The 20,865-nt window shown below is 73.2% G+C and carries 20 protein-coding genes; 15 read left to right on the plus strand and 5 right to left on the minus strand.

What is annotated here, in order from left to right; genetic code table 11:
- Nucleotides 1-25: 25 nt before the first annotated feature.
- A complete protein-coding gene (locus tag FJQ57_RS14435; RefSeq protein ID WP_139981481.1) occupies nucleotides 26-1,285 on the minus strand; it encodes a NupC/NupG family nucleoside CNT transporter in 1,260 nt (419 codons plus the stop codon).
- An 85-nt stretch (nucleotides 1,286-1,370) separates the two neighbouring features.
- Between FJQ57_RS14435 and FJQ57_RS14440 the strand changes: the two genes are divergently transcribed.
- From FJQ57_RS14440 to FJQ57_RS14455, 4 genes are all read left to right on the plus strand, one after another.
- Nucleotides 1,371-1,898 (plus strand): mismatch-specific DNA-glycosylase, encoded by a 528-nt coding sequence (locus FJQ57_RS14440; protein ID WP_170219446.1) that lies wholly within the window; start codon nucleotides 1,371-1,373, stop codon nucleotides 1,896-1,898.
- A 324-nt stretch (nucleotides 1,899-2,222) separates the two neighbouring features.
- The gene (gene nrdR, locus FJQ57_RS14445) at nucleotides 2,223-2,708 is read left to right on the plus strand and encodes a transcriptional regulator NrdR (protein ID WP_139982132.1); all 486 of its coding nucleotides are present in this window, start codon (nucleotides 2,223-2,225) and stop codon (nucleotides 2,706-2,708) included.
- A 197-nt stretch (nucleotides 2,709-2,905) separates the two neighbouring features.
- Entirely contained in the window at nucleotides 2,906-5,815 is a 2,910-nt protein-coding gene (locus FJQ57_RS14450; RefSeq protein ID WP_139981485.1) for a vitamin B12-dependent ribonucleotide reductase, read from the plus strand.
- Between the two features lie 95 nt (nucleotides 5,816-5,910).
- The gene (locus FJQ57_RS14455; RefSeq protein WP_139981487.1) at nucleotides 5,911-6,471 is read left to right on the plus strand and encodes a hypothetical protein; all 561 of its coding nucleotides are present in this window, start codon (nucleotides 5,911-5,913) and stop codon (nucleotides 6,469-6,471) included.
- Here the strand turns inward: FJQ57_RS14455 and FJQ57_RS14460 are convergent.
- Complete coding sequence (locus FJQ57_RS14460; RefSeq protein WP_342775394.1) at nucleotides 6,444-6,983, minus strand: very short patch repair endonuclease; 540 nt, start codon at nucleotides 6,981-6,983, stop codon at nucleotides 6,444-6,446. The genes FJQ57_RS14455 and FJQ57_RS14460 overlap by 28 nt on opposite strands.
- A 108-nt stretch (nucleotides 6,984-7,091) precedes the next feature.
- Here FJQ57_RS14460 and FJQ57_RS14465 point away from each other — a divergent pair, with 108 nt between their 5' ends.
- The 6 genes from FJQ57_RS14465 to FJQ57_RS14490 are packed head-to-tail and all read left to right on the plus strand — an operon-like array spanning nucleotide 7,092 to nucleotide 11,882.
- The gene (locus FJQ57_RS14465; RefSeq protein ID WP_170219447.1) at nucleotides 7,092-7,664 is read left to right on the plus strand and encodes a potassium channel family protein; all 573 of its coding nucleotides are present in this window, start codon (nucleotides 7,092-7,094) and stop codon (nucleotides 7,662-7,664) included.
- Nucleotides 7,651-9,045, plus strand: a complete 1,395-nt coding sequence (locus FJQ57_RS14470) for an APC family permease (protein WP_139981493.1) — start codon at nucleotides 7,651-7,653, stop codon at nucleotides 9,043-9,045. The genes FJQ57_RS14465 and FJQ57_RS14470 overlap by 14 nt, the downstream gene beginning before the upstream one ends.
- Nucleotides 9,042-9,437: a hypothetical protein gene (locus FJQ57_RS14475; RefSeq protein ID WP_246081828.1), complete on the plus strand. Its 396-nt coding sequence runs from the start codon at nucleotides 9,042-9,044 to the stop codon at nucleotides 9,435-9,437. The genes FJQ57_RS14470 and FJQ57_RS14475 overlap by 4 nt, the downstream gene beginning before the upstream one ends.
- A gap of 57 nt (nucleotides 9,438-9,494) precedes the next feature.
- Nucleotides 9,495-9,956 carry a DUF350 domain-containing protein gene (locus tag FJQ57_RS14480; RefSeq protein WP_139981495.1) on the plus strand — a complete coding sequence of 154 codons (462 nt, stop codon included), beginning with the start codon at nucleotides 9,495-9,497 and terminating at the stop codon, nucleotides 9,954-9,956.
- Between the two features lie 3 nt (nucleotides 9,957-9,959).
- A complete protein-coding gene (locus FJQ57_RS14485) occupies nucleotides 9,960-11,231 on the plus strand; it encodes a glutathionylspermidine synthase family protein (RefSeq protein WP_139981497.1) in 1,272 nt (423 codons plus the stop codon).
- A gap of 42 nt (nucleotides 11,232-11,273) precedes the next feature.
- Nucleotides 11,274-11,882: a dual specificity protein phosphatase family protein gene (locus FJQ57_RS14490; RefSeq protein ID WP_170219448.1), complete on the plus strand. Its 609-nt coding sequence runs from the start codon at nucleotides 11,274-11,276 to the stop codon at nucleotides 11,880-11,882.
- 8 nt (nucleotides 11,883-11,890) lie between these two features.
- Here the strand turns inward: FJQ57_RS14490 and FJQ57_RS14495 are convergent, their stop codons facing one another.
- On the minus strand, nucleotides 11,891-12,646 hold the full coding sequence (locus FJQ57_RS14495) for a hypothetical protein (RefSeq protein WP_139981501.1): 756 nt from the start codon (nucleotides 12,644-12,646) through the stop codon (nucleotides 11,891-11,893).
- 180 nt (nucleotides 12,647-12,826) lie between these two features.
- Between FJQ57_RS14495 and FJQ57_RS14500 the strand changes: the two genes are divergently transcribed.
- Entirely contained in the window at nucleotides 12,827-14,167 is a 1,341-nt protein-coding gene (locus tag FJQ57_RS14500) for a T3SS (YopN, CesT) and YbjN peptide-binding chaperone 1 (protein ID WP_139981502.1), read from the plus strand.
- 18 nt (nucleotides 14,168-14,185) lie between these two features.
- On the opposite strand, the gene FJQ57_RS14505 is transcribed toward FJQ57_RS14500, so the two are convergent.
- Nucleotides 14,186-15,760, minus strand: coding sequence for a gamma-glutamyltransferase (locus tag FJQ57_RS14505; RefSeq protein ID WP_139981504.1), 1,575 nt, complete (start codon nucleotides 15,758-15,760; stop codon nucleotides 14,186-14,188).
- On the opposite strand from FJQ57_RS14505, the gene FJQ57_RS14510 reads away from it, so the two are divergent.
- The 4 genes from FJQ57_RS14510 (at nucleotide 15,759) to FJQ57_RS14525 (ending at nucleotide 20,231) form a co-directional block, all read left to right on the plus strand.
- A complete protein-coding gene (locus FJQ57_RS14510) occupies nucleotides 15,759-18,089 on the plus strand; it encodes a class F sortase (RefSeq protein WP_139981506.1) in 2,331 nt (776 codons plus the stop codon). The two genes, FJQ57_RS14505 and FJQ57_RS14510, sit on opposite strands and share 2 nt — an antisense overlap.
- 36 nt (nucleotides 18,090-18,125) lie before the next feature.
- Nucleotides 18,126-19,109: an ERCC4 domain-containing protein gene (locus FJQ57_RS14515; RefSeq protein WP_139981508.1), complete on the plus strand. Its 984-nt coding sequence runs from the start codon at nucleotides 18,126-18,128 to the stop codon at nucleotides 19,107-19,109.
- Nucleotides 19,110-19,205: 96 nt separating this feature from the next.
- Nucleotides 19,206-19,832: an excalibur calcium-binding domain-containing protein gene (locus tag FJQ57_RS14520; protein ID WP_211348943.1), complete on the plus strand. Its 627-nt coding sequence runs from the start codon at nucleotides 19,206-19,208 to the stop codon at nucleotides 19,830-19,832.
- Nucleotides 19,833-19,874: 42 nt separating this feature from the next.
- Entirely contained in the window at nucleotides 19,875-20,231 is a 357-nt protein-coding gene (locus tag FJQ57_RS14525) for a TraR/DksA family transcriptional regulator (protein WP_139981510.1), read from the plus strand.
- Here the strand turns inward: FJQ57_RS14525 and FJQ57_RS14530 are convergent.
- On the minus strand, nucleotides 20,218-20,850 hold the full coding sequence (locus tag FJQ57_RS14530; RefSeq protein ID WP_139981512.1) for a hypothetical protein: 633 nt from the start codon (nucleotides 20,848-20,850) through the stop codon (nucleotides 20,218-20,220). The genes FJQ57_RS14525 and FJQ57_RS14530 overlap by 14 nt on opposite strands.
- Nucleotides 20,851-20,865: the final 15 nt, after the last annotated feature.

The following is a 20,865-nucleotide window of genomic DNA, read 5'->3' on the forward strand; positions in this document are numbered from 1 at the left end:
CTGATGGACGAAGCGGAGGTGAGCGCTACAAGCTGATGACGACCCCGGCGACCGCGGCGTTGGCCAGGTTGGCCAGGCTGCCGGCCAGCAGCGCGCGCAGGCCGAGCCGGGCCACCTCGGCCCGCCGCTGCGGGGCGAGGGTGCCGAGCGCGCCGATCTGGATGGCGATGGAGGAGAAGTTGGCGAACCCGGCCAGCGCGAAGGTCACCACCGCCACGGTCACGGGGGAGAGCGAGTCGACGTTCGGGCCGAAGTCGGCGTAGGCGACGAACTCGTTGAGCACCGTCTTCTGCCCGATCCAGGAGCCGGCCTCGACGGCCTCGGACCACGGGACGCCGAGCAGCCACGCCAGCGGGGCCACGGCCCAGCCGAGGATGCGCTCGAAGGTCAGGTCGTCGACCCCGAACCACCCGCCGACCGAGCCCAGGATGCCGTTGGCCAGCGCGATGAGGGCGACGAAGGCGATGAGCAGCGCGCCGACCGTGACGGCGATGCGTCCGCCGGCGAGGGCGCCCCGGCCGATGGCGTCGATGACGTTGGCCGATTCCTCGTCACGCACCTGCCGCACGTCGACCTCGTCGTCGCGCCCGGCCTCGTCGTCCTCGTGCTCGGAGTCGTCCGGTCCAGCACCGTCGGGCCACATCAGCTTGGCGACCATCAGCGAGGCGGGGGCGTTCATGACGGTGGCCGCGAGCAGGTACTCCAGCGGTGCGCCGAGCAGGGAGTAGCCCACGAGCGTGGACCCGGCGGCCGCGGCGAACCCCGCGGCCATGATGGTGAACAGCTCGCTGCGGCGCAGCCGGTCGAGGTAGCCCTGGACCATCAGCGGGGCCTCGGACTGGCCCAGGAAGATCACCGTGCCGGCGTACATCGACTCCACCTTGCCGATGCCGAGCAGCCGCGCGAGCGCGCCGCCGACGAGGTAGGTCGCCCACTGCACGACGCGCAGGTAGTACAGCAGCCCGATCAGTGCGCCGAGGAAGACGATGACCGGCAGCACCTGGAGCGCGAAGATCGTCTGGTTCTCCCCACCGGCCTCCAGGAGCGGTCCGAAGAGGAACGACGTGCCCTCGTCGGCGTACCCGATGAGCGACTCCACGCGCGCCGAGACCCAGCCCAGGGCCCGCTCGCCCGGCCCCCAGCGGAGCACGAGGAGCGCGAAGCCGACCTGCAGCGCCAGGGCCACGCCGACCGTGCGCCAGGCGACGCCGCGGCGGTCGCGCGAGACCGCCCACGCGATCAGCAGCAGGAGGGCGAGACCGAGCACGCCGCGCAGGTCGGCCATGGCGTGAGTGTGTCGCCGCCCCCACGAGCCGTCCCCACCTACCGGGGTGGCGGGGCGAGCCCGCCCGCCGGTGAGACTGGGCGGCGTGGTGGTCCTGCCCGACATCGTGGCGCCCGACCCGGTCGTCGTGTTCTGCGGCCTCGCCGGTGCGGAGAGCACGAAGGAGCGCGACCACTACTACGAGACGCCGGGCAACAGCTTCTGGGAGTCCCTGCACCTGTCCGGGTTCAGCCCGCACCTCCTGCGGCCCGAGGACGACCACCGCGTCGCCGACCTCGGCGTCGGGCTGACCGACCTGGTCGGGCACTGGGACCCGCGCTGGGTGGAGCTCGACGCGCTGGTGGCCAAGCTCGAGCAGTGGCGACCGGAGTGGCTGGCCTTCACGTCCAAGGGCGTGGCCCAGGAGGCCGCCCGGGCCGCCGGCACACGCCCGCCGCGGACGCTGGGGGCCGCTGACTGGTACCTCGCCGACGCCCAGGTCTTCGTGCTCCCGGGCGTGAGCGGGGCCAACCGCCGCAAGGACTACGACGGCCGTCCGAACCGGCTGGCCTGGTGGCGCGAGCTCGCCGCGCTCGCCGGCGTCGAACCCGCCCCGGAGCCTCCGGAGGGGTGAGGTCCACGGGGCCGCCGACACGTCCGTCGGAGGTCGTCCCGGTCCTGCGGTCAGGCCGCTGACCTGCGGTTTCGCGGGTGGTCTGGACGGCGCCCGATCAATGTCGCTCCACAGGTTGCGCGCCCCTGGGCCCCCGGCGTACTGTCACCACAACATCTAGTACTTACAACGGTGTAGTTATCCACATCTAGTTCACAGCTGGAGCCGGAAGACCCACACCTCAGCGGTTGTTCTCCACAGGAAAGCCGCATTGCTCCACAGGCCCTCCGGGGTCTCACGAGCGCGCCCTCGCCCTCTTTGCAACTGCCCCGGAAGGAGATCCTCGTGCACTGCCCCTACTGCCGCAGCACCGACACGAAGGTCATCGACTCCCGGGTCGCCGACGACGGTGGCTCGATCCGCCGCCGGCGGTCCTGCCCGGCCTGCGAGAAGCGCTTCACCACCGTCGAGCTCATGCAGCTGACGGTGCTCAAGCGGTCCGGGGCCAGCGAGCCCTTCACCCGCGACAAGGCGATCGCCGGCGTCCGCAAGGCCTGCAAGGGCCGCCCGGTCACCGACGCCCAGCTGGCCTGCCTCGGCCAGGAGGTCGAGGACGCCCTGCGCCTCACCGGCGCCGCCGAGGTCAAGTCCCACGAGGTCGGGCTGGCCATCCTCGGCCCGCTGCAGCGCCTCGACGAGGTGGCCTACCTCCGCTTCGCGAGCGTCTACCGCTCCTTCGACTCGGCCGACGACTTCATCGCCGAGATCGCGGCCATGCACGCCGACGCCCTCGCGGTCGGGCGTGCGGCCGCCCCCCAGCCCACGGGCTGACCAAGACCGCCCGGCAGGTAGTGGGGAAGCTGCCTGCCGGGCGCACCACCTCCACCCCCACCGCCTCTCCCCCCACCACCACGCCCTCCCGACGTCCCGGGGGCTCCTCGCGAGCGCCCAGGGCTGTCGGTGGCGACCGCTTCACTGGACACCGGCACACCACACCCCGCCCGCGGGCCCCTCAGAGGAGACAGCAGATGACCGAGACCGTCAGCTCCAGCCAGACCGGCCGCACCCCGGACGGCACCGGCCTCACCCTGGAGCGGGTCTTCAGCACCGCGGGCGTCCACCCCTACGACGAGCTGACCTGGGAGCGCCGCGACGTCGTCCAGACCAACTGGAAGACCGGCGAGGCCGTCTTCGAGCAGCGCGGCGTGGAGTACCCCACGACCTGGTCGCTCAACGCCTCGACCATCGTCACCACGAAGTACTTCCGCGGCGCCGTCGGCACCGACGCCCGCGAGTGGAGCCTCAAGCAGCTCATCGACCGGATCGTCCACACCTACACCAAGGCCGGCGTCGACCACGGTTACTTCGCCACCGCCGCCGACGCCGAGGTCTTCGAGCACGAGCTGACCTGGCTGCTGGTCAACCAGTACTTCTCCTTCAACAGCCCCGTCTGGTTCAACGTCGGCACCGCCTCGCCGCAGCAGGTCTCGGCCTGCTTCATCCTCTCCGTCGACGACTCGATGGACTCGATCCTCAACTGGTACAAGGAGGAGGGGTTCATCTTCAAGGGCGGCTCCGGCGCCGGCCTCAACCTCTCCCGCATCCGCTCCTCCAAGGAGCTCCTCTCCTCCGGCGGCACCGCGTCCGGCCCCGTCTCCTTCATGCGCGGCGCCGACGCCTCCGCCGGCACCATCAAGTCCGGCGGCGCTACGCGCCGCGCGGCCAAGATGGTCGTCCTCGACGTCGACCACCCCGACATCGAGGAGTTCGTCGAGACCAAGGCCAAGGAGGAGGACAAGATCCGCGCCCTGCGCGATGCCGGGTTCGACATGGACCTCGGCGGCGCCGACATCACCTCCGTGCAGTACCAGAACGCCAACAACTCCGTGCGCGTCAGCGACGAGTTCATGCGTGCCGTCGAGGACGGCACCGACTTCGCGCTGCGCGGCCGCAAGAACGGCGAGGAGATCGAGCGCGTCGACGCCCGTGCCCTGTTCCGCAAGATCAGCGAGGCCGCGTGGGCCTGCGCCGACCCCGGCCTGCAGTACGACGACACCATCAACGACTGGCACACCAACCCCGAGACCGGCCGCATCACCGCGTCCAACCCGTGCTCGGAGTACATGTCGCTCGACAACTCCTCGTGCAACCTGGCGTCGCTCAACCTGCTGAAGTTCCTCAAGGACGACGACACCTTCGACGCCCCGCTGTTCGCCAAGGCCGTCGAGTTCATCATCACCGCGATGGACATCTCCATCTGCTTCGCCGACTTCCCGACCGAGCCGATCGGCCAGACCACCCGCGACTACCGCCAGCTCGGCATCGGCTACGCCAACCTCGGCGCCCTGCTCATGGCCATGGGCCTGGGCTACGACTCCGACGGCGGCCGCGCCATGGCCGCGACCATCACCTCGCTGATGACCGGCCAGTCCTACAAGCGCTCGGCCGAGCTGGCCGCGATCGTCGGCCCCTACGCCGGGTACGCCCGCAACGCCGAGGCCCACCAGCGCGTGATGCGCAAGCACCAGGCGGCCAACGACACCATCCGCACCCTGGCCATCGCCGACTCCGCCACCCACAAGCTGGCCACCCAGGCCTGGGCCGACGTCGTCGAGCTCGGCAAGGCCAACGGCTTCCGCAACGCCCAGGCCTCGGTGCTCGCGCCCACCGGCACCATCGGCTTCATGATGGACTGCGACACCACCGGCATCGAGCCCGACTTCTCCCTGGTGAAGTTCAAGAAGCTCGTCGGCGGCGGCTCGATGCAGATCGTCAACCAGACCATCCCGCGGGCCCTGAAGAAGCTCGGCTACCAGCCCGAGCAGGTCGAGGCGATCGTCGCCTACATCGCCGACAAGGGCCACGTCATCGACGCCCCGGGCCTGCGCACCGAGCACTACGAGGTCTTCGACACCGCCATGGGCGCCCGCGCCCTGCGCCCGATGGGCCACGTTCGGATGATGGCCGCCTGCCAGCCCTTCCTGTCCGGCGCCATCTCCAAGACCGTCAACCTCCCCGAGACCGCCACGGTCGAGGAGATCGAGGACGTCTACCTGCAGAGCTGGAAGCTCGGCCTCAAGGCCACCGCGGTCTACCGCGACAACTGCAAGGTCGGCCAGCCGCTCTCGGACGGCAAGGCGGAGAAGAAGGACACCGGCGCCACCACCGAGGCCCCCGAGGCAAAGGTGATCGAGAAGGTCGTCTACGCCCCGGTCCGCAAGCGCCTGCCCAAGTCCCGCGTCTCGCGCACCACCTCCTTCACCGTCGGTGGCGCCGAGGGCTACATGATCTCCGGCGCCCACGACGACGGCGAGCTCGGCGAGGTCTTCCTCAAGCTCGGCAAGCAGGGCTCCACCCTGGCCGGCGTCATGGACGCCTTCTCCATCGCCGTGTCGGTCGGCCTGCAGTACGGCGTCCCGCTCGAGACCTACGTCTCGAAGTTCACCAACCTGCGCTTCGAGCCCGCCGGCCTGACCGACGACCCCGACGTCCGGATGGCCCAGTCCCTCATGGACTACGTCTTCCGCCGCCTCGCGCTGGACTACCTCGACTTCGACGCCCGCTCCATGCTCGGCATCTACTCCGCCGAGGAGCGCCAGCGCCACCTCGAGACCGGCTCCTACGAGCTCCCCGCCGAGGAGACCGGCTCCGCCGCCGAGCTCATCGACACCCCGGCCACCCCGGTGGCTGAGGTGCGAGGGACGAGCCTCGAAGCCCCCGCCGAGGCCGACGTCGAGACCAAGGACACCGAGGGCCACAACACCCGCGCCGTCCCCGCCGAGAAGACCCAGCGCGCCCACACCAGCGCCGAGCTCCTCGAGCAGCTCACCGGCACCGCCGTCGACTCGCCTCTCTGCATGACCTGCGGCACCAAGATGCGCCCCGCCGGCTCCTGCTACGTCTGCGAGGGCTGCGGCTCCACCAGCGGCTGCAGCTGAGCACCCTGACCCCAGCGACGGACCCGGGCTATCGCCCGGGTCCGTCAGCGTTCGCGACGACTAGCTCCGGCGAGCTGAGGTTGTGAAGCTGTGGCATGCCCTCAGCCCCGCACCACCGTTTCGTCCGTTCCGGGCTGTCCCCGGCGGAGACCGACGAAGTGGGCCACGTTGACCACCTGGCCGCCCAGCTGGCCGCCCATCTCACGGACAGCGCACCAGAGATCGCGCTCGTTCACGTGCATCGCGCTCAGAGCAAGGTGGTCCAGGACATCGTGTCGCGACTGCTCAGGGTCGAGATCGGCTTTGGCGAGGAGGTGGTCCTGAGTCCTCAAGAGGGTTTCACGACACGAGCACGGCCGGACTTCTATTTTGAGCTCGAACCAGGTCGTGGCGTGCTGGCCGAAGTGGAGCGCGGCGGGACCACGACGAACAACCACGACCTGAAAGATCTTTGGAAGACCCACATCGCTCACAACGCCCAACACCTTTTCCTCGTCGTGCCGGTTGCGAATTGGAACGAGGCTGGTCAACCGCGAGAGAGGCCCTTCAATCGGGTGGTCAGTCGGCTGGGGGCGTTCTTCGGCGACCCGCGGCGTGAGGTCGATGTGGTCAGCCTCCACGTGTTCGGCTATGGAGCCGACGTACTGGGTGGGTGACATCTGCGCCGCCACAACTCTTCCACCCTGGCACCGGCGGACTCGACATCGTCGTGTTCCCACAGACGCACCACGGACCAACCCGCAGCGCGCAGGAGCCCGTCAGTGTCCCGGTCCCGCGCTGTGACCGTGCCGAGTTTCCAGTGCCACCAGTCGCGGTTGTTGGAAGGCAGGTGCAGGTGTTCGGGGCAGCTGTGCCAGAAGCAACCATCGACGAAGACCGCGATGCGGGCTCGGGTGAGCGCGACATCGATGGTCCGTCGCGGCGCGGGAGGCACAGGAAGGTGGACCCGGAACCGAAGACCGCGGCGGTGGAGCTCGGACCTGACGAGTAGCTCTGGTCTGGTGTCGAAGCGTCGGATGCCTCTCATGATCCTGGAACGCTCGGCGCCCGGGGCAGCGGGCGTAGGAGGGCCAGTGGTCACCATTCCGACACTGTGGTCCTCGACGCCGACCGATGGGTGACTCATCCACAGGTAGGAGCCAGCGTCACGAGCACTGGACCAGACCATCCGCCTGCGGGGGAGCCGTCCGGCGCGGCGTACCCGATGATGACCCGCACGGTTGAACCGGCCACAGGTGGGGAGAGTGCCCCTCGGCCCGCACCACCTGGAGAGACCATGACTGAGACGCCGACCGACGGCACCCCCCACACCGCCCCCGGGGGTCTCGTCGCGACGCTGCGGCGGGTCGGCAGCGCGGTCTACTCGGTGGTCAACAGCCCCCGGCACCTCGTCTACGTCATCCTCGGCATCTGGGTGGCGTGCTCGCTGGCCTACGCCGCGCTGGAGAAGAACGGCGGCCCGATCGACGGGTTGTGGTGGGGCATCGTCACCGGCACGACGGTCGGGTACGGCGACTACTACCCCGAGACCGACGTCGGTCGGGTCATCGCGAGCATCCTCATCGTGTCGATGATCGTGCTGGTGCCGATCGCCATCGGCCACGTGATCGCGAAGTTCGTGCAGGACCGCAACCAGTTCACCCACGAGGAGCAGCTGGCGCTCGCGCACACGATGGAGGCGATGTACGACCGCGTCGAGATGCTCGAGCGGCTGCTGCTGGCCAGCCTGGCCAAGGACCACGGCGACGACTGGCTCAAGGAGCACCTCCTCAAGCTCAAGCAGCTCGAGGCCTCCGACAAGGACGTCGCCGACCAGATGCTCGCCCTGTTCAACGATGCCGACCGGTAGCCGGCTGCGGGCCGGGGCCGTCGGCACCACCGTCTCGACCGTCTTCAGCCTGTCGTCCACCGCTCCGGCGTACTCGCTCGCGGTCTCGGTCGGCCTGCTCGTCGCCCTCGTGGGGGCCTGGACCCCGTGGGTGCTGGTCGTCTCGGCGCTCCCGGTCGTGCTGGTCGTGCTGTGCTTCGCCCGCCTCAACGCCGCCGAGCCCGACTGCGGCACCTGCTACGCCTGGGTCTCGCGCGCCTTCGGCCCCCGCACCGGCTGGCTGACCGGTTGGGTCGCGATGGCCGCGTGCGTGCTGGTGATGAGCAACCTCGTGCAGGTGGCCGCGATCTACGCCCTCGACGTGGTCGGGGCGGACCACCTCGCCGACCAGCGGTGGGCGCAGGCTGTGCTCGGGCTGGCCCTCCTCGGGCTCATGGCCTGGCTCGCCCACCGGGGCATCACCATGGCCGCCCGCACCCAGGTCGTGCTGTTCACGCTCGAGGTCGTCGCGATCCTGTACTTCGCCCAGCGAGCGCTCACCGCCGACCCGCTGCCGCCGCTCGAGAGCGCCGCCGGCGCTGCCGGCACCCCGTCGTGGTCGGCGCTGAGCGCGGCCTTCCTCGTCGCGGTCTTCCTCTACTGGGGCTGGGACTCCTCCTTCGCCGTCAACGAGGAGTCCGACGACCCGGGCCGTACGCCGGCGCGCTCCGCGCTGCTCGCGATGGCCGGGCTCGTCGTCCTGTACGCCGGGTTCACCTGGGCCGTCATCGGGTGGGCCGGCGCCGACCGGCTGGCCGCGGTGGGGGAGGAGGACCTGTTCGTCGAGCTCGGCTCGGCCCTCGTCGCCACGCCCGCCGGCACCCTGCTCGCCGGGGCCGTGCTGCTCTCCGCCCTGGCCAGCGCGCAGACCACGATCCTGCCCTCGGCCCGGGCGGCGTTCTCGATGGCCCGGCGCGGCGACCTGCCCCAGCCGCTCGCCCGGGTCTCCGCCCAGGGCTCCCCGTCGGTCGCCACCTGGACCTTCACCGCCCTCTCGGGCTCGGTCTACGCCGTGCTCGTGCTGACCAGCGACAGCGTGCTCACCGCCTCGGTGGCGGCGACGGCGGTGCTGGTCGCGGCCTACTACGCCGTCACCTGCGCCACCGTGCCCTTCCACGACCGGGCCGCCACCCGCGCGCGCCCGGGCCGGCTGGCCGTCGTACCCGGGCTGACGGCCGCGCTCTTCATCGTCGTCCTCGTCGCCTCCCTCGGCGACGTCGAGCCCGCCTCGCTCGTGGCCGTCGCCGTCGTGGCGGTGCTCGGCCTGGCCGGCGCGCTGCGCTTCGCCCGCCCCGACCGCACCCCCACCGCCCTCCCTCCCCGCAGCACCCCGCGGACCCCCGCAGAAAGGACCCACCCATGACCACCGCCCGCCGCCGGATGAGGTCGTCCGGCGTGGCCATCGGCGTCACCGCGCTCATGGCCGCCGGCCTCACCGGCTGCTCGTCCTCGGCCGACTACGCCGCCGTCTGCGTCGACCCCGAGACCCAAGAGCGTGTTCCCGACGACGAGTGCGACGACGCCGACGACGACTACGACGGCGACAGCGTCGGTTCCTCCGGCTTCTTCTGGTACTACCTCGCCGCCAGCCGCAGCTACCCCGGCATCGGGTCGCGGGTCTCCGGCGGCACCTTCAACGCCTCCAAGGTCTCCGGGTCCGTCCAGCGCGGCGGCCTGTCCTCCTCGGGCGGCTCGTCGGTCAAGTCCGCCACCACCAAGGGCGGGTTCGGCGGCAGCGGCCGCGGCTCCTCCTGACCCAGCCACCCCACCCCGATCCTCCCCGACGCACGAGAACCGAAAGAGACCACGCCCATGTTCAACGACCTGATCGACGCCCTCTGGCACGCCGCGGTGTACGCCGTCCTGGCCGGCGCCCTCCTCGTGCTCGCCTACTACGTGCTCGACCTGCTCACCCCCGGCCACCTCGGCAAGCACCTCCAGGGCGTCGACGAGACCGGGACGGAGTCGGTGCACCACCAGTCGCGCTCGGCCGCCCTGGTCACCTCGGCCTGGCTGGTCTCCAACGCCCTCGTGCTCTTCACCTCGATCTGGCGCAACGGCGAGACGGCGTTCGGGTGGGCGCTCGGCTACACCTTCGCCTTCGGCCTGTTCGGCATCGCGCTGAACTCGGTGATGTTCCTCGTCATCGAGGCCGTCACCCCCGGCAAGCTCCGCGAGATCGTCACCCAGCCCGGCCCGGTGCGGCCCCTGGCCGTGGTGGCCGCCGCCATCGCGCTCTCGGTCGGCGCCATCGTCTGCGCCAGCATCGCCTGACCCATGTGGCGTCACCGGATCAAGCCCCGCGAGGACTGGGAGCGGGTCGTCACCGAGCAGGGCCTCGTCTTCCCAGTGACGAAGAAGCCCGACGGCACCTCGGTGCCGTACTGGAACGAGTCGGCCTGGTACGAGCTGACGCTCGATGAGGTCGAGACGCTGGAGGCGGCCACCGAGGAGCTGTGGGCGATGTGCGTCGACGCCGCCGGCCACATGGCCACGACGATGACCGACCAGCGCCTCGGCCTGCCCCCCGGCTCCCTCGACGTCGTACGACGCTCGATCGACCGCGCGGACCCGTCACTGTACGCCCGGTTCGACCTGGCCTACGGACCCGACGGGTCGATCAAGATGCTCGAGGTCAACGGCGACACCCCGACCGGCCTCGTCGAGACCGGGGTCGCCCAGTGGCGCTGGCTCGAGGACGTCATGCCCGACCTCGACCAGTGGAACAGCGTCCACGACCGGCTCGTCGCCGCCTGGCAGCGGCTGCGGTCGTCGGGCGGGCTCGACACCGACCAGGTGCTGTTCGTCTACGACGAGGCCGAGGGCGAGGCCTACGACGGCGGCGAGCTCGAGATGACGTGCTCCTACCTCATGGACACCGCCGTCCAGGCCGGGCTCGTCGCGATGGAGCACCCCATCGGCGAGCTCGGGTGGAACCCCGAGACTCGCGACTTCCGCAACGCCCACGACCAGCCGGTGCGCAACATCTTCAAGCTCTACCCCTGGGAGGACCTGCTCGGCGACGCGTTCGGCCGGCACGTCGTCGACCAGGACGAGGCGCGCCCCGTCCGCTGGCTCGAGCCCGCCTGGAAGATGATGCTGTCGACCAAGGCGCTGCTGGCGGTGCTGTGGGAGCGCCACCCCGGCCACCGACTGCTGCTGCCGGCGTACTTCGACGACCCGGGCGACCTGACGGAGTGGGTCGCCAAGCCGCTGCACGGCCGGGAGGGCGACAACATCCGCATCCACCTCGACGACGGCACCCCGGACCTGGTGATGCCAGGCGAGTACGGACCCGAGGGTCTGGTCTACCAGGCCTACACCCAGCTGCCGGTCTACGAGGGCAACCACGTGGTCATCGGCTCGTGGATCGTCGACGGTGAGTCCGCGGGCATGATTGTGCGCGAGTCGGACGGCCCGGTGACCGACTACTTCAGCCGTGTCGTGCCGCACGTCATCAGCGACGCGCTCAGCCCGGACGACGCCCAGGTGCAGGCCTGGCTGCGCGAGCGGGTCGGTCCCGACCAGCCGAGGACCCCCAACCGCTGAATTCTCCGGACGTCCCACCCCCCGTGAGGCACAGTGGAGGGCGTGTCCGTCTTGCCCGCCCTCGACCTGGCCAACGCGTCGTTCGTGACGCCGCGCCTGCTCGTCGGTGGCGACCTCGACCAGTGGGACGACGCGCTGGCGCACTGCCAGCTCGGTGAGCTGGTCGGCCAGGGTGTCACCCACGTCGTCGACGTGCGCATCGAGGCCGACGACCGACGCTTCGTCGAGCGCGTCAGCGACCGGGTGACCTACCACTGGCACGGCATGCACGACCAGGGCCAGCGGGTGCCGACGGCGTGGTTCGACGAGGGCGTCCGGCTCGTGCTCGACGCGCTCGAGGACCCCGACGCGATCGTCCTGTGCCACTGCCACATGGGCATCAACCGCGGACCGTCGCTCGGGTACGCCGTGCTGCTCGCCCAGGGCTTCGACGTCGTCGAGGCCATCGACGCGATCCGCACCGCCCGGCCCATCGCCGCCGTCGCGTACGCCGAGGACGCGCTGCGCTGGCACCACCGACGCACCGGCGCTCCGCTGACCCAGCGGCGCGAGGACCGCGCCCGGCTCAAGGCGTGGCGCCAGGAGCACCCGCTCGACGTCGTGCGGATCATCGCCGAGCGGCGTCGCGACGAGGGTCCGGCCCAGGCCTGACGCCCGGGTCACCGCGGCACCCCGTCGGGGACCGGCCGCAGGTGGCGACGCCGATCGGGACCGACGCCGTCGAGGAGGGCGTGCAGCGGCAGGTGTGGTCGACCGAGCAGCTGCGGGTCGACCAGGCGCGCGAGGGTGAGCAGCTCGGTGACGGCCACCCCGTGGCCCACGCACCCGACGGTGCAGGCGAGCTCGACCAGGAGCGCCGAGGTGCGGGCGTGCTCGGCCGACCCGGCCAGGTCACCGGGTCCCACGGCGACCACGTCGAGCCGCCGCGACCGCCACCGCAGTCCGATCAGGTCGCCGGTGCCCCGGTCGGGCAGCCACCCCGGAGGTCCGAGCAGCGTCGCGCCGCCCCGACCGGCGCGGGCGACCCCGCCGGAGCGGAGCTCGAGCGGCCGCGCCCCGGCCAGGCGGGCGAGCGGGTCGAGACCACCCCGCACCCGGAGCTCACGCCGTCGCGTGCTGGTGGTCGTCTCGACCCGGTGGACCAGCACGATGCCGTCGAGCAGGTCCGCCAGGTGACCGATCCGGCCGTCGGCGCGCCGGTGGAGCAGCGGCGAGCGCCGAACCGCCTCGTCGACGTGGTCCACCTGCACGCCCGGGTCGACCGTCAGCTCGCGCGCCCAGAGCACCAGGCGGGCGCGGGAGGCCGGGCCCGCGGCGTACGCGGCGCGCTCGACGGCGACCAGCCGTGCGCGGTGCACGTCGGTGTCGACGGTGGCGGTGCGCCGGACTGGTGCGTCGGAGTGGCGTGTGCTCATGGGTCCTCCCGGGGTGGAGGCACAAGTCTGCGACAGGCCACGGACAGTCCTCGCCGTCCTCCACAGCCGTCCACAGGACGCCGCCGTCGGCGCCCGGATTGTGTCGGAGGTCGCCCGTAGCGTGCGGGGTGTCGGCAGGGACGACCCGCCGACGCGGGCGACGGTGAGGAGCGCACCTTGGTGGACGAGCAGCAGGTCGGCGGGGCCGGAGGGCACCCCGGCGAGCACGAGGAGGCCTGGACCTCGTTCTTGGTCCGGCTGGGTGACCGGCTGGCCGGGATGGGCGAGGGCGAGGTCCTCGTCCTGGCCCACCCGGCGGCGCTGGAGGCGGCCCGGGCCGTCCACGACGCCGACCCCGACGGACCGGTCGGCGCGGCGCCGTACGTGCAGGTGCTGGCGCTCGACGAGGGCGTGCTGCGCCTAGAGGCGGTCGGGGACGCCTACCTCGACGACCACCTCGTGCTCACCGCGGAGCAGGAGGACCTGCTGCTCGGGCTCGACTGGGACGAGCCAACCGACGACGACCTCAACTTCCACGGCTTCGCCGCCGTCGACGAGGCCGACCGGGCCGCGGCCCTGCTCGTCGCCACGATGCGAGAGGTGTGGGGCGTGCCGCACCCGGCGTTCCTCGAGGCCCGGGGGCTCGACGACGACCTCGAGACCGACGACGCCGACGAGGCAGACGAGGTGGACGATGACGCCGACCACGCGCACGAGCTCGTCGCCGTCGTCCCGCGCACGCACCGCCACCTCCAGCAGCTGGTCGACGAGGCGATGGGGGAGGACTTCCCCGACCTCGAGCACGACGGCGACGGCGACATCCCCGTGCGCTCCGGCGCCAGCGTGGTCTTCGTCAAGGTGCTGCCCGACCGCCCCGCGGTCGAGGTGTTCGCCGAGCTCGTCATCGACCCGGTCGACGACGAGCGACTCGGCGAGGAGCTGGAGATCCTCAACCGCACGCGGTCGCTGTGGACCTTCTGGCGACGCGACCAGGTGGTCGTGGCGAGCCACGAGCTGCTCGCGGTGCCGTTCTCCGGCACCCAGCTGCGGCTGCTGGTCAAGCGTCTCGTCGACGAGGTCGACGTGCTCGCCGGTGACCTGGTGGCGCGGGTGGGTGGTCGGCGGTTCCTCGACCCGGTGCCCGACGACGCCGTCCACGAGACCGCCGATGAGGGCGACGACGGCGACGACGGGCTCGACGCGACCGGTGCGCTCGCCCTGGTCGGCCTGCTCGAGCTCTGCCACCTCGGACGGCCGCGCGAGGCGACGGTCGCGGGGTTGTTCGACCACGACCGGGTGGCGCTGGTGCGCCAGATCGTGCGGGTCCGCACCGGTCGAGCCGACCTCGACGGCCACCACGTCGACGACGTGCTCGGGGCGCTGCGCCGGGGGCTGCGCTGGATCGCCGACGGCAGCGGACGCACGCGGTCGGTGCCGCCGCGTCCGCGGTCGGTCCAGCCGAGCCTGCTCAGCGACGACGACGCGGGGGAGGAGACGCTCGACCTGGGCTGGCCGGCCTGACCTCCGGGGGGCGAGCCCTCAGACCAGGCGTACGGCGCCGGCGCGGCGCGGGTCGGCCGCGGCCGTCAGACCGCCGTCGGCCCCGCGGAGCACGGCTCCCACCCCGCCGAAGTACATCGTCGGCTCGGTCTCGACGTGCACGACCTCGTCGTCCCGACCTGCCCGGTGCACGTGCACCCGCGGGTGGTCGACGGCGTCCTGCAGATCGGCGCCGGCGACGACGCGGGCCAGCACCTGCGCGATCGCGGTCGTGATGCGGTCGGCTCCGGGCGAGCCGATGGCGATCGTGCGGCCGTCGGTGTGCCGGGCCACGGTGGGCGCCATGTTGGACAGCAGCCGCGTGCCGGGTGCGGTGCCGTGGAGGCCGCGCGGGTTGAGCTCCTGCTCGCCCAGGCAGTTGTTGAGCCAGATGCCGGTGCCGCGCGCGACCATGCCCGACCCGTAGCCGGAGGAGACCGTCACCGCGCAGGCCAGCCCGTCGGCGTCGACCGCGGACACGTGGGCGGTCGAGCCCGACTCGACCACCTGCCGCAGGTACGCCGCCGCGTCGGCCGCGAGGTCGGGGCTCCGGTCGAGCACGGCGAGCCGGTGGCCCAGCACCTGCCGCTGGGCGGCGACCACCCGGTCGCGGGCGTCAGGTCGATCGGGCCGCCAGCCCGCCAGCCTCGCGAGCAGGGCGGTCACGACCGTGCCGCCGACCGACGGTGGCGGGGTGGTGGCGAGCGTCCACGGCCCGAGCCGCGAGGTCAGCGCCGGGCGCACCACGGGCTGGAAGGCCGCGAGGTCGGCGGTCGAGAGCAGCCCGCCCCGCTCGACGACGTCGTGAGCAACGGCCCGCGCGAGGTCGCCCACGTGCAGGGCGCGCGGGTCGGCGGCCACCTCGAGCAGCGCGTCGGCCAGGCCGGGCACCACCACCGGATCGGTCGTGAGCCCGCCACCGGGGCCGGTCAGGGCCGCCCGGCTCACCTCGTCCCAGCCGAAGATGCTCTCGCGCACGTGGTCGAGGTAGTAGCGCGACGCGGAGCCGAGCACGAACCCGCCGCGCGCGACCGCGACGGCGGGGGCCACCACCTCCGCCCAGGGCAGCCGGCCGTCGCGGGCGTGCGCCTCGCCCAGCGCGGCCACCGACCCGTGGGTCGCCACCGAGCCGGGTCCGATGGTGATGTCCACGCCGCCGCCGTACGCGGTGTGCACGTCCCAGGTGCGGGCGGCCCGGCGGCGCTCGTCGGAGAGGCCGCGGCCGGGCACGTCCATCCAGCCGTCGACGCAGTACGCCGCGCCCTGCGTGGGCTGGACGGTCACGAACCCGCCCGAGCTCAGCGACACGATGCCCACCTCGTTGACCATCGCGACGAGGGCGGCCGCCAGGGCGGCGTCGACGGCGTTGCCCCCGGCTCTGCCCACCTCGACGGCGGCGTCCGCGGCCGGGTCGGAGGGCGCCGCGACGGCGAGGGTGACCACACCGCCACGGTAGCGAGGAGCGTCCGTCCACAGCCCGGGGTGCGCGAACGTGCAGTGGTCCCAGGCGGTCGTCCACAGGTTCGCGGACGTCGGTGGCGCGTCGTCGGTGGCGGCGGCGACGGTCTGCGGCATGACTCGATCCCTGCTCCCCACGCCGTCGCCCCGCGCCGCGGTGCTCGCCCTCCTCGCCGTGCTCGCCCTCCTGACGACCTCGCTCGCGCTCGTCGTCGCCCCGCCCGGCGGCCCGCCCCCGGCCGCGGCGGCCACCCGGGTCGCCAAGGACGAGTGCCGACGCGTCGACCCCAACCTGGTCAACGGCGTGTGCCTGCGCTACGAGACCCCGCAGGGCAGCGGCCTCACGTGGATCGGCACCTACCGCGCTCCCGACGGCCGGGTGTTCTTCTGCATCGATTTCCTCTACGACCCGCGGCTGCCGCGTCGCGCCGAACGGGTGCCGACCGACCGGCTGGTCAACCAGCTCGGCGACCGCGTCGGTGACGCCGAGGTCGCCGCCCTCAACTACGTCGTCTCGACCTGGGCCGGTCGCGGCTCGACCGGCAGCGACGACCGCGACGCGGCGATCGCGCTGCTGGTCCGCGAGGTGATGGGCGACGGACGACGCCCCGGCGGCCTCGTCGTCTACCCGGCCGGGCTGCGGGTCGGGGGCGTCGTCCGTCCCCCGGTCGGCGGCCTCGACCGGCGGGTCATGCGGCTGGCGCGGTCGATGTGGCGCGAGGCGTCCGCTCGGCGTGGACCGTGGCGGCTCTCGGTGGACCTGGTCGGCGACGGCCCGGTCCGGGTCGGGGAGGTCCGTTCCTACCGCGCTCGGCTGGTCTCCGCCGCCGGCCGCCCCGTGCCGGGCGTCCGCGTGCGGGTGGACTGCGACGGCCCCGTCGCCTGCCCCCGTACGACGACCACGACCCCGGCGGGCGCGGCCGTGCGCGTGCGGGCGACCGACGTCGGTCGGTTCCGGCTGCGGGTGCGGGCCTCGGGCCCGGCGCCGGACGGCGTGCTCTACCGCCAGCGCGGCTGGTCCACCCACGGCGGGTCGACGGCCCGGCCGGCCGGCGTCCAGCGGGGGTGGATCGCCCAGTCGACGCGGGCCCGGGCCGAGGTCGTCGAGACCTCCCGCGTGCGGGTCGCCTTCCCCACCGTCCGCACGGTCACCTCGGCCGGCGTGGTCACCCCGGGCACCCCGATCCACGACGTCGTCACCGTCACCGGGCTCGCCCCCGGCTACGACGCGACGGTCGTCGGCGAGCTGCACGGTCCGTTCGCGGCCGCTCCCGACGCGTCCTCGTGCACGCCGGCGACGCTGGCCGGCCGGGTCACCTGGCGGCTGCGCGGCGACGGCACCTCCAGCACGCCGACGGTCACGCCGGCCGCGGTCGGGTGGTACACCTGGGTGCAGCGGCTGCCCGGTAACACCGACACCACCGCGGTGACCACGCCCTGCGGCCTGCCGGAGGAGACGACCAGGGTCGTGCCCCGCACGCCGTCGATCGCCACCACGGTCTCCGAGCAGCGGTCGCTGGTCGGCCGCTCGCTCCACGACGTCGTGCGGATCATCGGCCTCGCCCCGAGCGACCGCACCACGCTGACCTGGCGCCTGCACGGTCCGCTGGCGCCGCGCTCCGGCACGTCGTGCGTCGGTCTCGGGTGGAGCCGCGCCGCGGTCGCCGCGTCCGGCACGATGCCGGTGACGGGCAGCGGCACCGTCCGCACGCCGGCGGTCCGGGTGGGTGCTCCCGGCTGCTACACCTACAGCCAGTCGTTGGCCGCCACCCCCACCACCACGGCCGCCTCCTCGCCGCCCGGCCTGGTCGCCGAGACCTCGCTGGTGACCCGGCCGGTCACGCCGGTCGTGCCGGAGGTGCCGACCGGGCTCGTCGGTCGCACGGTCGCAGACCGCGCGCTGCCCGCGCCCGGCACGGTCGCGACCACGGACCCGTCGCCGTTCGTGCCGGCCCGTCGCTCGGTCCCGCGGTTCCTGGACTCCGACTACCGCGCCGCCGCACCGGCCCGCCGGGCCTCGGGCAGCCTGGTCGTGCCTCGGGTCGGGGTGCGGGTCGGCATCGCCGAGGTGGGGCTCGACCGCGGTGCGGTGGCCGTGCCCCGGCGGCGTGACCTCGCGGGCTGGCTCCGCACGACCGCGACACCCGACGACCTGCTGGGCTCGGCCGTCATCTCCGGCCACACCTCCGCCCAGCCCGGCGAGCTCGGAGCGCTCGAGCGGGTCCGTCGCGGCGACGTCGTCCGCTGGAGCCTGGGCGCCCGCGCGGCGTCGTACACGGTCACCGCGGTGCGTCGCGTGCCCCGCTCCCGGGGGTTGCCGGCGTCGCTGTTCCGCACCGACGGGCCGGCCGTGGTGCACCTGGTCACCTGCGCCGGGCTGGTGCGCGACCGACAGGGCCGGGCGCGGTACGTCGACAACCTGGTGGTCACCGCGGTGCGACGGTGACCCCCGCGGCGAGCGGCGGCGGGGCAGACTGGCCCCGTGCCCGACGACTTCGTGATCGCGCGCAATCCCGACGGCGACTCGACGCTGCCCTACCTGCTCCGCGTCCCGCTGCCCGGACGGCCCGTGGTGCTGAAGGCTCGCGACACCTGGCCCCGCACCTCGAAGATCTACTGCCACCGGGTGGAGGAGTGGCCGGCCGAGCCCGAGGTCGTCGAGCGGGTGCCCGTGCGCAGCTGCGAGCGGCGGGGCGCGGCCATCGACCTCGTGCTCGACCGCGGCCGGGAGAACCGCAGCCAGCTCGTGATGACGACTGTCCGCGGCGGGCGGCAGGTGATCTTCTGGCAGTCCGCACGCACGACCAAGCAGGCGCGCCCCACGGGGGCCGTGCCCCGCGCCCGGGCGAGCGGGCTGCGCGACCTCGAGATCGTGGTCGACACCCACGAGCGCTACGCCTGGAGGTTCTCCGAGCAGCAGGCCACCACCTCAGCCGGGGCGCTCGTCGCGGGCGACTACGGGGTCCTCCGTGACGGATCGCTGGTCGCGACGGTGGAGCGCAAGGGCCTCGACGACCTGGTGTCGTCGTTGACCAGCGGCAAGCTGCGCTACCAGCTGGCCGACCTCGCGGCTGTCCCGCGCGCAGCGGTGGTGGTCGAGGAGCGCTACTCCCGGGTGCTCACCCTCGAGCACGTCCGGCCCGCCGCGGTGCTCGAGCGGCTCGCCGAGTGCCAGGTGCGGTTCCCGCAGGTGCCGGTGATGTTCTGCGAGACCCGCAAGCTGGCCCAGGAGTGGACCTACCGGTTCCTGGCCGCCGCGCTGGTGGCCTCGGAGGAGGAGGACCACGGGGTCGCGACGATCACCGACCTGCGCGACGCCCCGGCGCTCGAGCCGGCCCCGCCGACGCCGGCCGAGGTGCGGGCGTGGGCCGCGCTCCACGGCCACGTCGTCTCCGACCGCGGTCGGGTGCCGCGCGCGGTCGTCGAGGCGTACGTCGCTGCGCACGCGCCGGGGGCGCCTGGCTGAACATGTGGCTGACCGTTCGGCCAGCGTTCCTGGCCCGGACGGGTGGTCTGGGCGGGAGTGCCTGCGGGGGAGGGCGCGCTCGGGTGCACTGGAGGGGTGTACGACGCCGTCCGCCGCCGCTCCTCCCCGCCGCCCCCGCCGCCCCCGCCGCCCGCGCCCAAGGTCTGGCAGGCCGCCTGGTGGACCCGCTCGCGGGTCGCCGCCTCCAGCGGCGGCGCGGGCCTGCTGCTCGGGATGGTCCTGGGCGGCGTGGCCGGGTTCGCCGGCGCGACGGCCCCGTCGACCGCGCAGGCCGACGCCACCGGCCCCGTCCCTCCGGTCACGGTGACCGCCTCGCCGGAGCCCGGGCCGTCGGAGGCCGACGTGCAGGAGCAGGTCGACGACGCGGTCACCGAGGCCACGGCCGGCCTGCAGGACGAGCTGGAGGCGCAGGCCGCCGAGGCCGACGCCCGGCTCCGCAAGGTTCGCACCAAGGCCGCGCGCCAGCAGGCGGCCGCGGTCGACCAGGCGGTCGCGCGAGCCCTGGCCGCGGTGCCGGAGATGCCCGTCGCACCAGAGCCGGAGCCGGTCGCCGAGCCCGACCCGGCGCCGACCACCGACCCCCTGTTCGACACCTGCGGCGCGGCCAACGACGCCGGCTACGGCAACTACGTCCAGGGCGCCGACCCCGAGTACGACCACTACGACGACCGGGACGGTGACGGGGTGGTCTGCGAGACCTGACGGGCGCCAGGACTGTCGGCGCCCGCGGGCACACTGGTTGCCATGAGCGACGACGCGGCCCCGACGCCCGCCGCGGTGGCCGCCCGCCTCGACGTCGAGCGGCGCCGTACGACGCGGAGGCTGGCCCAGCTCCGGGGCGACCTGGCGGGGTTCGTGGCGGCCTCGCGCGACACCAACGCCGACGACGAGCACGATCCGGAGGGCGCCACGATCGCCTTCGAGCGGTCGCAGGTCGATGCCCTGCGGCGGCAGGCCGAGCGCACCCTCGAGGAGGTCGAGGCGGCCCAGGCGCGCCTGCAGGAGGGCACCTACGGCACGTGCGAGGTGTGCGGCCGGCCGGTGGCGCCAGCGCGGCTGGAGGCACGCCCCACGGCCCGCACCTGTGTCAGCTGCGCGTGACCGGGGCGGTCGGCACCTCGACGGCGATCTCCTCGCCCAGGCGCGCCCCGCCCATCAGCTCGAGGTCGTCGCCCGACCAGAACTTCCCGGGGTCGTAGTAGTTGGTCGGCTGGCGTGCGTCGAGCAGTCCCATGTCCTGGTAGGTCGCGGCGACGACCTCGGCGCAGTAGGTCATCTCCACGCCGGCTCGGCGGCGCAGCCGGCCGCGCGCCCAGCGGCCGGCGAGGGCCGCGGTGGAGGGGAAGGGCGTGCCGTCGAGGCGGGCCACGGTCCTCAGCACCGCGTCCTCCTGCTCGCGCGTGACCGGCCGCTCCAGCTGGCGCAGCCACGCCCGCTGCTCGTAGCGACCGCACCACTGGACGACAGCATCGCGCAGGTCGTGCAGCTGCACCCCGCGGTGGTGGCCGCCGGTCCACACGTCACGCAGCCCCTTGCCGAGCTCGGCGTGCCACATCAGCGGCGGCAGGTCGTCGAGGACGACGGCCATGCCGACGTGGTTGACCGGTGCGTTGGTCAGCACCCGGATCGCGTGGTCGGCGGCCGAGCGGCCGCGGAACAGCCACAGGTCGCCGGTCCGGGTGAGGTCGACGGCCGCGTCGAGCCCGAGGCTGGTGCCCATGGGGAGTGAGTCTGG

The sequence above is a fragment of the Nocardioides litoris genome (assembly GCF_006346315.1).
Taxonomy (GTDB): Bacteria; Actinomycetota; Actinomycetes; order Propionibacteriales; family Nocardioidaceae; genus Nocardioides; species Nocardioides litoris.

Coding starts and splice junctions, on each gene's coding strand:
- FJQ57_RS14495 (WP_139981501.1), bottom strand. CDS start 12,646: ATGAGCACACGCCACTCCGACGCACCAGTCCGGCGCACCGCCACCGTC.
- FJQ57_RS14525 (WP_139981510.1), top strand. CDS start 19,875: ATGAGCGACGACGCGGCCCCGACGCCCGCCGCGGTGGCCGCCCGCCTC.
- FJQ57_RS14475 (WP_246081828.1), top strand. CDS start 9,042: ATGACCACCGCCCGCCGCCGGATGAGGTCGTCCGGCGTGGCCATCGGC.
- FJQ57_RS14455 (WP_139981487.1), top strand. CDS start 5,911: ATGCCCTCAGCCCCGCACCACCGTTTCGTCCGTTCCGGGCTGTCCCCG.
- FJQ57_RS14510 (WP_139981506.1), top strand. CDS start 15,759: ATGACTCGATCCCTGCTCCCCACGCCGTCGCCCCGCGCCGCGGTGCTC.
- FJQ57_RS14480 (WP_139981495.1), top strand. CDS start 9,495: ATGTTCAACGACCTGATCGACGCCCTCTGGCACGCCGCGGTGTACGCC.
- FJQ57_RS14505 (WP_139981504.1), bottom strand. CDS start 15,760: ATGCCGCAGACCGTCGCCGCCGCCACCGACGACGCGCCACCGACGTCC.
- FJQ57_RS14470 (WP_139981493.1), top strand. CDS start 7,651: ATGCCGACCGGTAGCCGGCTGCGGGCCGGGGCCGTCGGCACCACCGTC.
- FJQ57_RS14450 (WP_139981485.1), top strand. CDS start 2,906: ATGACCGAGACCGTCAGCTCCAGCCAGACCGGCCGCACCCCGGACGGC.
- FJQ57_RS14435 (WP_139981481.1), bottom strand. CDS start 1,285: ATGGCCGACCTGCGCGGCGTGCTCGGTCTCGCCCTCCTGCTGCTGATC.
- FJQ57_RS14465 (WP_170219447.1), top strand. CDS start 7,092: ATGACTGAGACGCCGACCGACGGCACCCCCCACACCGCCCCCGGGGGT.
- FJQ57_RS14485 (WP_139981497.1), top strand. CDS start 9,960: ATGTGGCGTCACCGGATCAAGCCCCGCGAGGACTGGGAGCGGGTCGTC.
- FJQ57_RS14460 (WP_342775394.1), bottom strand. CDS start 6,983: ATGGTCTGGTCCAGTGCTCGTGACGCTGGCTCCTACCTGTGGATGAGT.
- FJQ57_RS14530 (WP_139981512.1), bottom strand. CDS start 20,850: ATGGGCACCAGCCTCGGGCTCGACGCGGCCGTCGACCTCACCCGGACC.